The organism is Kitasatospora sp. NPDC097691 (assembly GCF_040302665.1).
Classification (GTDB): Bacteria; Actinomycetota; Actinomycetes; order Streptomycetales; family Streptomycetaceae; genus Kitasatospora.
In genome coordinates, this window is sequence record NZ_JBEORY010000017.1 from 66,022 (window position 1) to 79,203 (window position 13,182).

11 protein-coding genes and 1 pseudogene are annotated in these 13,182 nt (G+C 73.2%); all 12 read left to right on the plus strand.

Features of this window, described 5'->3' with window-relative positions; all coding sequences use genetic code 11:
• The first annotated feature begins 90 nt into the window (after positions 1-90).
• The 12 genes and pseudogenes from ABTY56_RS14935 to ABTY56_RS14995 all read left to right on the plus strand — a co-directional run bounded on the left by ABTY56_RS14935 (position 91) and on the right by ABTY56_RS14995 (position 13,057).
• Positions 91-327 carry an RNA polymerase subunit sigma-70 gene (locus ABTY56_RS14935; protein WP_350629169.1) on the plus strand — a complete coding sequence of 79 codons (237 nt, stop codon included), beginning with the start codon at positions 91-93 and terminating at the stop codon, positions 325-327.
• Between the two features lie 3 nt (positions 328-330).
• Positions 331-897 carry a Clp protease N-terminal domain-containing protein gene (locus ABTY56_RS38840; protein ID WP_502893120.1) on the plus strand — a complete coding sequence of 189 codons (567 nt, stop codon included), beginning with the start codon at positions 331-333 and terminating at the stop codon, positions 895-897.
• A 283-nt stretch (positions 898-1,180) separates the two neighbouring features.
• Positions 1,181-2,989, plus strand: a complete 1,809-nt coding sequence (locus tag ABTY56_RS14950; protein WP_350629170.1) for a sensor histidine kinase — start codon at positions 1,181-1,183, stop codon at positions 2,987-2,989.
• Complete coding sequence (locus ABTY56_RS14955) at positions 2,989-3,441, plus strand: roadblock/LC7 domain-containing protein (protein ID WP_350629171.1); 453 nt, start codon at positions 2,989-2,991, stop codon at positions 3,439-3,441. Before ABTY56_RS14950 ends, ABTY56_RS14955 begins: the two co-directional genes overlap by 1 nt.
• The gene (locus ABTY56_RS14960) at positions 3,438-3,806 is read left to right on the plus strand and encodes a DUF742 domain-containing protein (protein ID WP_350523365.1); all 369 of its coding nucleotides are present in this window, start codon (positions 3,438-3,440) and stop codon (positions 3,804-3,806) included. Before ABTY56_RS14955 ends, ABTY56_RS14960 begins: the two co-directional genes overlap by 4 nt.
• A pseudogene (locus ABTY56_RS14965) lies at positions 3,787-4,380 on the plus strand (GTP-binding protein); the annotation flags it as partial. The gene ABTY56_RS14960 and the pseudogene ABTY56_RS14965, both read left to right, overlap by 20 nt.
• Positions 4,381-4,565: 185 nt before the next feature.
• Entirely contained in the window at positions 4,566-5,810 is a 1,245-nt protein-coding gene (locus ABTY56_RS14970; protein WP_350629173.1) for a cytochrome P450, read from the plus strand.
• A gap of 151 nt (positions 5,811-5,961) precedes the next feature.
• Positions 5,962-7,176 carry a cytochrome P450 family protein gene (locus ABTY56_RS14975; RefSeq protein WP_350629174.1) on the plus strand — a complete coding sequence of 405 codons (1,215 nt, stop codon included), beginning with the start codon at positions 5,962-5,964 and terminating at the stop codon, positions 7,174-7,176.
• A 316-nt stretch (positions 7,177-7,492) separates the two neighbouring features.
• Positions 7,493-8,836 (plus strand): ABC transporter substrate-binding protein, encoded by a 1,344-nt coding sequence (locus ABTY56_RS14980; RefSeq protein ID WP_350629175.1) that lies wholly within the window; start codon positions 7,493-7,495, stop codon positions 8,834-8,836.
• A gap of 214 nt (positions 8,837-9,050) precedes the next feature.
• On the plus strand, positions 9,051-10,088 hold the full coding sequence (locus ABTY56_RS14985) for a carbohydrate ABC transporter permease (RefSeq protein ID WP_350629176.1): 1,038 nt from the start codon (positions 9,051-9,053) through the stop codon (positions 10,086-10,088).
• Positions 10,085-11,164, plus strand: a complete 1,080-nt coding sequence (locus tag ABTY56_RS14990; protein WP_350629177.1) for a carbohydrate ABC transporter permease — start codon at positions 10,085-10,087, stop codon at positions 11,162-11,164. Before ABTY56_RS14985 ends, ABTY56_RS14990 begins: the two co-directional genes overlap by 4 nt.
• A 246-nt stretch (positions 11,165-11,410) precedes the next feature.
• Positions 11,411-13,057: a DUF4153 domain-containing protein gene (locus ABTY56_RS14995; RefSeq protein WP_350629178.1), complete on the plus strand. Its 1,647-nt coding sequence runs from the start codon at positions 11,411-11,413 to the stop codon at positions 13,055-13,057.
• Positions 13,058-13,182 lie beyond the last annotated feature (125 nt).

A 13,182-nucleotide genomic window follows, 5' to 3' on the forward strand; every position in this document is an offset into this window, starting at 1 on the left:
GAGCCGTCGATCCGGGCCGTCGATCGGAGCCGCGAACGAGGCTGTCAACCAGGGTTGACATCCGCGCTGATGTCAACCAAAGTTGACACCATGAGCGAGAGCGGAGAACTCACGGCCGCGGCGAGCAGCCGTGACCCCGCCGTGGGGCTCCGGGCGGTCCGCGCCCTGCGTGATCTGGCGGACCGCCTGGAGGCCCTGCAGGTGGGCAATGCCCGGTCGCAGGGCTGGTCCTGGCAGGACATCGCGGTCTGCCTCGGGGTGACCAGACAGGCGGTGCACAAGAAGTACGCCCGGCGCGGAACCGGCACGGACCAGGACGGAGGCTGAGGGATGTTCGAGCGATTCACCGAGTCGGCGCGGCAGGTCGTGGTCGCCGCGCAGCAGGAGGCGCGGGAGCTGCGGCACGGCTACGTCGGCACGGAGCACCTCCTGTTGGCGATCCTGGGCCGGTCGGAGGAGCCGGCCGTCGGGGTGCTGACGGAGGCCGGGCTGGACCACGGGACGGCTCGGCAGGCGGTGCGCCGCCTGCTGGGGGACACCGGCCAGGCGCAGGCGCTCGCCTCGATCGGGGTCGATCTGGACGCGGTGCGCGAGGCGGTCGAGTCGGTCTTCGGGGAGGGTGCGCTGGACGCCCCGCCCGAGGAGGCGCCGAAGCGTCGGGGCTGGTTCCGCTCCGGCGGTGCGAGGGGCGGGCACATTCCGTTCACGGCGCGGGCGAGGAAGGCGGTGGAGCTGTCGCTGCGGGAGTCGCTGCGGCTGAAGTCGGGGGAGATAGGGGTCGGGCACCTGCTGCTCGGTGTGCTCCGCGAGGGTGAGGGGTTGGGGGTTCGGGTGGTCGTCGACCACGGGTTGGACCCGAAGGCCGTCCGGCAGGCGGTCGAGCGGACGCTGGGGTGAGGCCGGTTGTGAGCCGCGCCACTCGGTCGTGCGGCGGTTGCGTCGTTTGCGTCGTGAATCGGTGTACGGGTCGTGGATGGAGGAGACTGCCCGTCAACTGGCCTCTTGAGGCCAATGTCTGAATCGATATGATCGGCCGATAGCGTGAACCGATCAGCCGCCCGGAGACGTTTCGCGACGTCGCCGGGCGGTCTGGTATGCGCCCCACCAGCTGTCGGCGGTCGCGACCGTCGCCGATCCGCCGCCGTGCCGCCGCCCGCCGACGTTGCCGAGGACCGCACCGATGAGAGAAGCCATCAGCCCCGACGGCCGGCCGCGCCGACGGCCCGCACCGCGCACCGTCGCCCTGACGGCGGCCGCCGTCCTGCTGGCGCTGGTCGCCGCACCGGTCGGCGTCAGCCGGGCCCTGGGCGCGCACCAGCCGCTCACTGCCCTCGCGGTGGCCGCCGTCACCGTCCTGTGGCTGATCGCCGTCGGCCTCGCCGCGATCGGGACCGAACGCTCCCGCAAGCTGGCCGAGGACGTGGAGGAGCAGCACCAGGAGGCGATGACGGCGTTGGTCGTGGCCGGCGCGGCCCGGCAGGCCGAGGCGGCGGCCAAGGGTCGCACCGCGGCCGCGGAGGCCGAGCGGGACGCCGCTCGCGCCGAGCAGGCCCGGGCGGAGGCGGACGTCTCCGCCGCGCACGCCGAGCTGACCCGGGTACGAGCCGAGCTGGATGCCGAGCTGACCCGGGTACGGGCCGAGCTGGACGCCGAGCGGGCCGGCCTGGAAGCGGAGCGGGCGCGGGCCGAGGCCGAGCGCGCCGAGCTGGACCTGATCGCCGAGGGCGTCCTGCCCGAGGTGGTGAAGAAGCTGCGCGGCGGCGCGGCCGTGGACAGCGCGCTGGCCGCCCACCGCAAGCACCCGCAGTACGCGCTGCTGCGCGCCGTCGGTGAGGAGATCGGCCGGGGCGAGCGACTGCGGGCCGCGGCGCTCGCGGTCTGCGCGACCGCCGCCGGGCGGGTCCAGGCACTGGCCACGAGCATGCACGCCGAGCTGCGCGAGATGCAGCACCGGCACGACGAGGAGGTGCTCGGCGATCTGCTGAGCCTGGACCACTCGACCGCCCAGGCGGGCCGGATGGCCGACAGCATCGCGGTGCTCACCGGGGCCCGCTCGGGCCGCCGCTGGGCCAAGCCGATCGCGGTCGAGTCGGTGCTGCGCGGTGCGCTGGGCCGGATCGTTGCCTACCAGCGGGTGCGGCTGCACAACGCCAGCACCGCCGCGGTCGCCGGGTACGCCGCCGAGGGTGTCATGCACGCGCTGGCCGAGCTGCTGGACAACGCCACCAACTTCTCCGCCCCGCCGGCCGAGGTGCACGTCTACGTCGAGGAGGTGCCGGCCGGGCTGGTGGTCACCGTCGAGGACAGTGGGCTCGGCCTGGGCGACAGCTGGCTGCGCCGGGCCGAACGGGCCGTCTCCGCCGAGCCGCTGGACCTGACCACGCTCTCCGCCGGTACCCGGCTGGGCCTCGCGGTGGTCGGCGTGCTGGCGCGCAAGCACGGGTTGCAGATCTCCTTCCGGCCGTCGGCGCGCGGCGGTACGGGAGTGGTGATGCTGATCCCGCAGCAGCTGATCTCGCACCCCGCTCCGGCGGCCGTCCCGACGGCCGTCCCGACGAAGGCCCCGGTCGCGGAGTCCGCGCGCCCGGCACTCACCCCCGCGCGCCCGGCCCCCGCGCGCCCGGCCCCCGCCCCCCTGCCGCCGGCGCCCGCCGCACCGACCGCGCTCACCGTCCCGGCCGCGCGCACCAGCCCGGCCCCGGCCGCGCCCGCACCCGTCACTGCTGCCCCGCTGCCGCCCGCGCCCGCCCGGGTGACCGACAGCGGCCTGCCGCAGCGTCGACGCGGGCAGACGCTGGCCACCGCTCCGGCGGCGGACCGGGCCGCGAAGCCCGTCCGCACCGACGCGGCGAGCGCGGCCGCCCGGTTCGGCGCGTTCCGCCGGGCCGCCGCCCGTCCGGTGGAGGGCGAGCAGCACTCCACCTCGACGCCGACCACGGACACCGACACCACGCCCGACGCTTCCCCCGTCACCGAGAAGGACACCTGATGAGCAGCGCCCCCGACCGCGACCTCGACTGGCTGTTGGAAAACCTGCTGGCGGCAACCCCCGGCACCCGGCACGCCCTGGTTCTCTCCGCCGACGGCCTCAAGCTCTGTCACACCGCCGGGCTGAGCACCGACCAGGCCGACCAGCTGGCCGCGATCGCGTCCGGTCTGCAGAGCCTGGCGCACGGCGCCTCGATCGAGTTCGGCGACGGCAGCGGCGGCGTCCGGCAGTCGATGACCGAGTTCCACGGCGGCATCCTGTGCATCGTGGCGGCCGGTGAGGGCGCGCACCTCGCGGTGGTCACGGACGACGAGGCGGACGTCGGCGTGGTCGGCCACAACATGCACGGCCTGGTCGAGCAGATCGGCGTCCACCTCAGTGCCCCGGCCCGCAGCACGGAGGACGGGGCGACGGACGGGGGCGCCACCACACCGGAGGGCGCGGGGATATGACCGACGGGTCGGTGCTGCCGGGCCGTGACGACGACCCGGACCGCCTCTACACCATCACCAAGGGCCGCAGCCGCGCCCCGGAGAACGCCTTCGACCTGGTCACCCTGATCGTCGCCGAACGGCAGCCGACGCCCGGGATGCAGTCGGAGCACGTCCGGATCCTGCGGATGTGCGAGGCCCCGACCGCCGTCGTGGAGGTGGCGGCGGAGCTGGCGCTGCCCATCTCGGTGGTGAAGATCCTGCTCGGCGACCTGCTGGAGTCCGGGGCGGTCACCGCCCGCCACCCCCGGTTCGCGCCCAACAAGGCCCGGCTGCCCGACCTCGACACGCTGAAGCAGGTGCTGCATGGCCTCCAACGGCTCTGACGTCCGGCCCGCCGCGCGCACTCCGCTGCGGGCGACCGCCGACAACGCACTGAAGATCGTCGTGGTCGGCGGCTTCGGCGTGGGCAAGACCACCCTGGTCGGCTCGGTCAGCGAGATCCGCCCGCTGAACACCGAGGAGGTGATGACCCGGGCGGGGGAGGGCATCGACCCGGCCGGTTCCTGGGGCAAGCGCTCCACCACGGTCGCCTTCGACTTCGGCCGGATCACCCTCTCCGAGCGCCAGGTGCTGTACCTGTTCGGCGCGCCCGGGCAGGAGCGCTTCTGGTTCCTGTGGGACCGCCTGTTCAGCGGCGCCCTGGGTGCGGTCGTCCTGGTGGACACCCGGCGGCTGGAGGACTCCTGGTACGCGATCGACCGGCTGGAGCACCACGGCACCCCGTTCATCGTGGCCCGCAACAACTTCGGCGAGCCGACCCACACCCTGGAGCAGGTCCGCGAGGCGCTGGACCTGCCGGCCGAGGTGCCGCTGGTGGACTGCGACGCGCGTGACCGCGAGTCCGGCAAGCGGGTGCTGATCGAACTGGTCCACCACCTGGCGGCCCTGGCCGGGGCCGACGAGGCCTACCTGGCCGAGGTCGGCGGTGCCCACCCGGCCGCCGCCCACCCGGATGGTACGGACGGCACCGGCGGTGCCCACCCGGCCCGTGCCGACGGTGCCCTTGCAGCCGACCCGACCGGCTCCGACGAGGCTGCCGCCCCGGCAGCGGCCCCCACCGCGATGTACGAGGAGAGCACCCCGTGACCGAGCCCGCCGCCACCCCGCCGCCGGGCTGCCCGGCGCACGCCGGCGCCACGCCGCTGTACGGGCCGCGCTTCCAGACCGACCCGGCCCAGCTCTACCGCGAGCTGCGGGCCGCACACGGCCCGGTCGCTCCGGTCGAGCTGGCCGGCGGCGTACCCGCCTGGCTGGTCATCGGCTACCGCGAGCTGCAGCTGGTGACCGGTCAGCCGCAGCTGTTCGGCCGTGACTCCAGCCGCTGGAACGCCTGGGAGACGCTGCCCGCCGACTGGCCGCTGAAGCCGATGATGGCGCCCGTCCCCTCGATCCTGTACGCCGAGGGCGAGGAGCACGTCCGGCGTTCGCGCGCGGTCACCGACGCGCTGGCCGGGATCGACCCGTACGAACTGCGCAAGCACTCCGAGGAGATCGCCGACCGGCTGATCGACGAGTTCGCCGGCCGCGGCGAGGCGGACCTGGTCGCGGAGTACGCGCACCGGATGCCGCTGCTGGTGCTGTGCCGGGTGCTCGGCCTGGACGAGGAGCAGGCGCCGCAGTTGATCGCGGCGCTGCTGGCGATGCTGGACGGGGGGCCGGACGCGCCGGCCGGCGCCCAGCGGCTGCTGGAGCTGATGCTCGCCCTGGTCGAGGAGAAGGCCGAGCACCCGGGCGCCGACGTCGCCTCGCGGATGCTGGCGCACGAGGCCGGTCTGAACCACGACGAGGTGATGCGCGATCTGCGGGTGCTGCTGATCGCCGGCCACCAGCCGTCCTCGTACTGGATCTCCAACGCGCTGCGGCTGATGCTGACCGACGAGCGGTTCGCCGCCTCGCTGGCGGGCGGTCGGCGCAGCATCAGCCAGGCGCTGAACGAGGCGCTCTGGGAGGACACCCCGACGCAGATCTTCGCCGGGCGCTGGGCGGTCCGGGACACCCAGCTGGGCGGTCAGCGGATCGGCGCGGGCGACATGGTGCTGCTGGGCTTCGCCGGGGCGAACGCGGACCCGTCGGTGCGGCAGGCCGACGGCCGTCCGGCCGAGGGCAACCGGGCGCACATGAGCTACTCCTACGGCGAGCACGGCTGCCCGTTCCCGGCCCAGGAGGCGGCCGAGGTGATCGCGACCACCGCGATCGAGGTGCTGCTGGACCGGCTGCCGGACCTCCGGCTGGCGGTCGCCGAGCACGCGCTGGTGTGGCGGCCGTCGGCCTGGGTGCGCGGGCTGGTGGCGCTGCCGGTCTCGTTCACCCCGGGCCACCCGGCCTGATCCGTCGAACCCCTTCGACCGTCGCCGACCGTCCCCGGCTGCCGCCGATCGTTGCCGGCTGCCGCTGACCGTCGCCGATCGTCGACGGGGTTCGACACCTGCCGACACCTGCCGACACCCGTCGACACCCGTCGTCCGAAAGAGAGTTGCGATGACCGCTGCCCAGGCCCCGATCGTCCTCGACCCGCTGGCCCGTGACAACGCGGCCGAGGGCGCCCTGCTGCGGGCCACCGGCCCGGTGGTGCCGGTCGAGCTGCCCGGCGGCGTGGCCGCCTGGGCGGTGACCCGGCACGCGGCGGCGCGTGAGCTGCTGACGGATGCCCGGCTGGTGAAGGACGCCGCGCACTGGGGCGCCTACCAGCGCGGCGAGGTGCCGAAGACCTGGCCGCTGATCGGCCTGGCGGTGCCCGGCCCGAGCATGGTGACCACGGACGGCGCCGAGCACCGCCGGCTGCGGGCGCTGGTCGCGCAGGCCTTCACCCCGCGCCGGGTGGAGCTGATGCGCCCGCGCGTCGAGGAGATCACCCGCGCGCTGCTGGACGCCCTGGCGGCGGGGGAGCCGGAGGTCGACCTGAAGACGGCCTTCGCCTTCCCGCTGCCGATGACGGTGATCTGCTCGCTGCTGGGCGTGCCGGAGTCGGACCACGGCGTGCTGCGCGACCTGTACGAGCGGTTCTTCGGTATCAAGCCGGACCCCGCGGGCATCCAGGCGACCATCGCCGGGCTGAACGCCTTCGTCAACGACCTGGTGGCGCAGCGTCGTTCGGCCCCCGGTGAGGACCTGGCGAGCGTGCTGCTGGCGGCCGACACCGAGGGCGGGGCGCTGACCGACGCGGAGGCGGCGGCCACCCTGCGGGTGATCATCGCGGCCGGCCACGAGACCACGGTGAACCTGATCGGCAACGCGGTGCGGGCGCTGCTGGCGCACCCGGACCAGCTGGAGCTGGTGCGTTCGGGGCAGGTGTCCTGGGACGCGGTGGTGGAGGAGTCGCTCCGCTGGACGCCGCCGACCAGCAACTTCCTGTTCCGCTTCACCGCCGCGGACATCCCGGTCGGTGACGTGGTGATCCCGGCCGGCGAGCCGGTGCTGGTCTCGTACAACGCGATCGGCCGGGATCCGCTGCAGCACGGGGTGACGGCGGAGCTGTTCGACGTCACCCGGGACCCGACCCGGCACCTGTCCTTCGGCCACGGCCCGCACGTCTGCCCGGGTTCGCCGCTGGCCCGGCTGGAGGCGGGGATCGCGCTTCCGGCGCTGTTCGAGCGGTTCCCGGAGCTGTCGCTCGCGGTGCCGGACGCCGAGCTGCGGCCGAGCCCGTCGCTGGTGGTGAACAGTCTGCTGGATCTGCCGATCCGGCTGTTCTGACGCATCGTCATGCAGTGCGGCCCCGTCCGGCCTTCCGGGCGGGGCCTTCGACTTCTGGTGGCTGCGGTCCGGATCAGGGCTGGTCGTGGGTCACGGTCGGGACACCGCCTTGTGAAGGTCGAACGTGGACCTTGGCGCCGGGCGGCTGCTGCGTTAACGTCTTCGATCAGTTCGGCCGCCGTCCGCCCGCGATCCCTGTAGGCCCATCTCCGGTACAGCGCAATGTCGTTCAGCCACCGTCGGCAGCAATGCCCTGGCGAGGAGGACCGCATTGACCCCCAACCCGACCGCGCCGCCATCGAGTCACCGTCGGCGCTTGGCCGCCGTACCCGCCCTGGTGGCGGCGCTGGCGCTGACCGCGGCCTGCTCCAACAGCTCCGGCGGTTCGGGGGACGGCGGAGGCGGCGCGGCCCAGTCGCTGTCCGGCGACTGCGCCAAGTACCAGCCGTACGCAGGGCATTCGGGCACGACCGTGACGATGTTCGCCTCCATCCTGAGCCCGGAGTCGGACAACCTGGAGAAGTCCTGGGCCGAGTTCGGCAAGTGCACCGGGATCAAGATCAGTTACGAGGGGTCGAACGACTTCGAGTCGCAGCTCCCGGTGCGGGTGGCCGGCGGCAACGCCCCGGACTTCGCGATCATCCCGCAGCCGGGCCTGCTGGCGCAGATGGTGAAGAGCGGCAAGGTGGTGAAGCCGCCCGCCCAGACCGTCGCCAACCAGGACAAGTGGAGCCCGATCTGGAAGACCTACGGCTCGGTCAACGGCACCTTCTACGCGGCGCCGATGAGTGCCAACATGAAGTCGCTGGTCTGGTACTCGCCGAAGGCCTTCAAGGCAGCCGGCTACGAGGCGCCCAAGACCTGGGCGGACCTGATGGCGCTCAGCGACAGGATCGCCAAGGCGGGCGGCCCCAAGCCGTGGTGCGGCGGCATCGCCTCCGGTACGGCCACCGGCTGGCCGGCCACCGACTGGCTGGAGGAGGTGGTGCTGGGCAGCTACGGCGGTGAGGTGTACGACCAGTGGGTCGGCCACCAGGTGAAGTTCTCCGACGAGAAGATCACCACGGCGATGAAGACGGTCGCCGACTGGATGCAGAACCCGGCCTGGGCCAACGCGGGCTTCGGCGACGTGAAGTCGATCGCCACCACGACCTTCCAGGACGCGGGCACGCCGGTGCTGAGCGGCAAGTGCATGATGCTGCAGCAGGCCTCGTTCTACGAGGCGCAGTGGCCCAAGGGCACCAAGGTCGGCCCGGACGGGGACGTCTTCGCCTTCCACCTGCCCGCGGTGAACCCGTCCGTCGCCAACCCGGTCGAGGGCGGCGGCGAGTTCCTGGCCGCCTTCGCGAGCCGGCCCGAGGTGCAGGCGGTGCAGAACTACCTGTCCAGCTCGGACTGGGCGAGCAGCCGGGTGCGGACCGCGAGCGGCTGGGTCTCGGCCAACCAGGGCGTGGACAAGACCCTGTACACCGACCCGATCGACAAGCTGTCGGCCGAGGCGCTGACCGACCCCGGGGCCACCTTCCGCTTCGACGGCTCCGACCTGATGCCGGCCGCGGTCGGCGCCGGGCAGGAGTGGAAGTCGCTGACCGCCTGGTTCGCCGAGGGGCAGTCGATCCAGAAGACCGCCGCCGACATCGACGCCGCCTGGCCGCAGTAACCGGGCCGCGGGCCCGTTCCGGCGCCGCTGCGTCGCGACCGGGCCGACGCCCCGCTCCCACGCCGCGTCGTGGTGGGGCCGGCGTTCCGCTCCCACGCCGTGTCGTGGTGGGGCCGGAGCAGGCGCACCAGAGGACCACCTGTCGAGGGCGGTGCGGGGCCACCCACCCGCACCGCCCGCCCCCTTCCCACCACACCCGAAGGGATGCGCAGCCATGTCCGTACCCGGATCCCCGTCACCCGCCACCGTGCTGGCCACCGAGAGACTGGCGGTCGGCTCCTGGGGCGACGCGGCGGTCAAGTTCGGCAACACCTTCGGCGCCGTGGCGGGATTCCTCGGCATCCTGCTGGTGGTCTTCCTGGTCGCCGGGCGGGCCCGCGGCCGGTTGGCCCGTCCGTTGGCCGTCGCGGTGTTCCTCGGCCCGGCGGTGCTGCTGCTGGCGGTGGGCCTGGTGGTGCCGTTGATCCGCACGGTCTACCTGAGCCTGCAGAACGACGACGGCACCCGGTTCGTCGGCGGCGGGAACTTCGGCTGGGCCCTGACCACCGAATCGGTCCAAGAGGTGCTGGTCAACACCCTGTTGTGGCTGGTGGTCGCACCGCTGGTGGCGACCGGGCTGGGGCTGGTGCTGGCGCTGCTGGTGGACCGGATGCGCGGGCAGTCGCTCTACAAGTCGCTGATCTTCATGCCGATGGCGATCTCGCTGGTCGGCGCGTCGATCATCTTCAAGTTCGTCTACGAGTCGCGCGGGCCCGAGCAGCCGCAGATCGGACTGCTCAGCCGGCTCGCCGTCGCGGTGGGCTGGGACGACCCGCCGAACTGGATGCTCTCGCAGCCGCTGAACACCTTCCTGCTGATGGCGGTGATGGTCTGGGTGCAGACCGGCTTCGCGATGGTGGTGCTGTCGGCGGCCATCAAGGCGATCCCGGACGAGGTGGTGGAGGCGGCCCGGCTGGACGGCGCGAGCGGGGTGCGGCTGTTCTGGTACGTCACCGTGCCGATGATCCGCACCACGGTGATGGTGGTGCTGACCACCGTCATGATCATCACGCTGAAGGCCTTCGACATCGTCCGCACCATGACGGGCGGAAACTTCGGCACCCAGGTGCTGGCCAACGAGATGTACTCGCAGTCCTTCGTGCAGTTCAACTCCGGGCGGGGCAGCGCCCTCGCGGTGATCCTCTTCCTCGCGGTGCTGCCGCTGGTGGCCTACAACATCGTCCAACTGCGGAAGGAGCGTGAGGTGCGGTGACCTCGCTGCGGAAGTCCTCCGGCCCTGAGCCCTCCGACCCGACGTCGTCCGGCGCCGAGCCCTCCGACCCGACGTCGTCCGGCCCTGAGCCCTCCGACTCGAAGGCGTCCGGCCCCGCGTCGTCCGGCCCGGAGGCGTCCGCTCCGAAGGCGGCCCCGCGGGCGGTCGGCGGCCGCGGCGGTCCGGTCCGCAAGGCCTTCAGCAGCCCGCTGGCCTCGGTGTTCGTGATCGCGATGACGGTGCTCTGGACGATCCCGACACTGGGCCTGCTGGTGACCTCGCTGCGGCCCAAGCAGGACGTGACCACCAGCGGCTGGTGGAGCGCGCTGCTCCACCCTGACTTCGGCCTCGGCAACTACCACTCGGTGCTGTTCGAGGGCGGCTCCGGCGCCTCCACCGGGCTGATGCCGTTCCTGGTGAACTCGCTGGCGATCAGCGTGCCGGCGACCGTCTTCCCGTTGGTGCTCGCGGCGATGGCGGCATACGCGCTGGCCTGGGTGCGGTTCCGGGGGAGCGACGCGGTGTTCTTCACCGTCTTCGCGCTGCAGGTGGTGCCGCTCCAGATGGCGCTGATCCCACTGCTGCGACTGTTCTCCAGCGGTGCGCACCTGGGCGCGCTGACGCTGATTCCGGCGGTGGACCTGAAGGGCAGCTACGCGCCGGTGTGGCTGGCGCACACGATGTTCGCGATGCCGCTCGCGGTGTTCCTGCTGCACAACTTCATCGCCCAGCTGCCGCGCGACCTGATGGAGGCGGCCGTGGTGGACGGCGCCTCGCACTTCAAGATCTTCCGCTCGATCGTGCTGCCGCTGAGCGCCCCGGCGCTCGCCTCGTTCGCGATCTTCCAGTTCCTGTGGGTCTGGAACGACCTGCTGGTCGCACTGACCTTCGCGGGCGGCACACCGGAGGTGGCGCCGATGACGGTGCGGCTGGCGCAGCTGTCGGGCTCCCTCGGCGGCCGCTGGGAGCTGCTGACGGCCGGGGCGTTCCTGTCGATCATCGTGCCGCTGATCGTCTTCTTCAGCCTGCAGCGGTACTTCGTCCGGGGGCTGCTGGCCGGGTCGGTGAAGGGGTAGCGGACGGAGGCTCCGGAGGAACGGATGGCGGGCCGGGTGTTCTGAACGCGTTCAGAACCAACTTTTGAACCCGTTCAGAATGGTCTACAGTCGGCAACGACGGCGGCGCCGAGCTGCCCGGCGGACTGCCCCGAGGGTGGCTTCCGCATGCCCGTCGACCTCTGAGGGGGACTCATGTCCGGTCTGTCCACGCCTGCCTCGGCCGATCCGCCACCCGCTCCGGGGGCGGTGCCGGGGGCGGGGCCGATGCCGGGGCCTGGTCCGGTGCCCGGGCCGGGGGCGTGGTCGGGGTCGCAGGATCCGAGCCGGCCGTACAGCCCCTGGGACCTGTACGGCGAGACCGGTCCCTGGCGTGCGCCCGCTGCCGCCGCCGCGCCCGCGTCGAAGCGAGCGAGTCGGCTGCGTACCAGCGACCCCGAGCGGCGGGCGGGGGCCACGCCCCGGGTCGTCCTGGCCTCCCTGCTCACCGGCCTGCTGACGGCCTGGCTGCTCTACGACGGTCTGGGCGCCAACCTGCTGATCTGCGGGGTCGTGACCGCCGTCGGGGCCGGGTTCGCCGCCCGGGTGGCGGGCCGTCGGATCCGGCCCTGGACGGCCGCCTGGAGTCTGCTCGCCCTCGCCCTGCTCGCCGTCCCGGCCGTGTGGAGCGCCCCCTTGCCCACCCTGCTGGCGGCCGGGTGCGCCCTCGCCCTGGCCTCACTGGCCGTGCACGGTGGCCGCCGTTGGACGGGCGTCCTGCTCGCCATGCCCGGTTTCCTCTGGCAGTCGGTGCCCGCCGTGCGGTGGGCCTGGATCAGCATGGAGGGGCGCTCGCTGCGCGGTCGCGACCGGATCGTCCCGGTGCTCAAGGCGCTCGCGGTCGCCGCCGCCCTGCTGACCGTCTTCGGCCTGCTGTTCGCCAGCGCCGACGCCGCCATGGCGGACCTGCTGAGCGGCCTCAGCCCGGACCTCGACCTCGACCAACTCCCGGGGCGCGGGATGCTGTTCGTGCTCGGGACGCTGACCGTGCTGGGCTTCGCGCACATCGCGGCCGGCCCGCGCCGCTGGGACCGGACCGAGGTCCGGCCCGGCCGGGAACGGCGACGGACGGAATGGATGCTGCCGCTGGTCGCGCTCAACCTGCTGTTCGGCGTCTTCGCGGTGATCCAGGCCGTGGTGGTGCTCGGCGGCGCGGACGCCGTGCTGAGCAACACCGGGATGAGCCGCTCCGCGTACGCCCGGCAGGGCTTCTGGCAGCTGAGCGTGATCACCGTGCTGACCCTGGTCGTGGTGACGTTCGCCAAGCGCTGGGCGCCGCGCACCACCGCCGCCGACCGCCGGGTCGCGAAGGTCCTGCTCGGGATGCTCTGCGTACTGGCGCTGGCCGTGGTCGCCTCGGCGCTCGGCCGGATGTGGTTCTACGTGGACGCCTCCGGGCTCACCCGGGCACGGCTCTGGGTGCTCGTGGTCGAGATCTGGCTGGGCGTCGTCTTCCTGCTGCTGATCGCCTCCGGACTGACCCGCCGCGCCGCCTGGCTGCCGCGCGTCGTCGTCCTCAGCGGGATGCTCACCGTGGCGGTCTACGGCCTGATGGGCCCGGACGCGATCGTCGCGAACCAGAACGTGTCCCGCTACGAGCGGGCCCTGCGCACCGACCCCCTGACCGCGACCATCGACCTGCGCAACGTCCGCACGCTCTCGGCGGACGCGGTGCCCGCCCTGGACCGGCTCCCCGAGCCGCAGCGGAGCTGTTCGCTGCAGCTGATCCAGCTGGCCGTGCGGGACGGGAAGCCCTGGTACGCGACCGACCTCGCGGCCGCCAGGGCCCGGCAGATCCTGGCGGAGCGGCCGGTGCCGGCGGACACGCCGATGATCGGCCGCAGCCTCTGCGACCGGGCGGGGTCGCCGTACTAGGCCTGGCGGGCCGTCCGGGGCGGGTCGGGGCTGGTTGGGGCGGGCCGGGGCTGGCTGGGGCTGGTTGGGGCGGGCCGGGGCTGGTTGGAGCGGAAAGTGCCTGGGCAGGACCTTCGGGCGGCGAC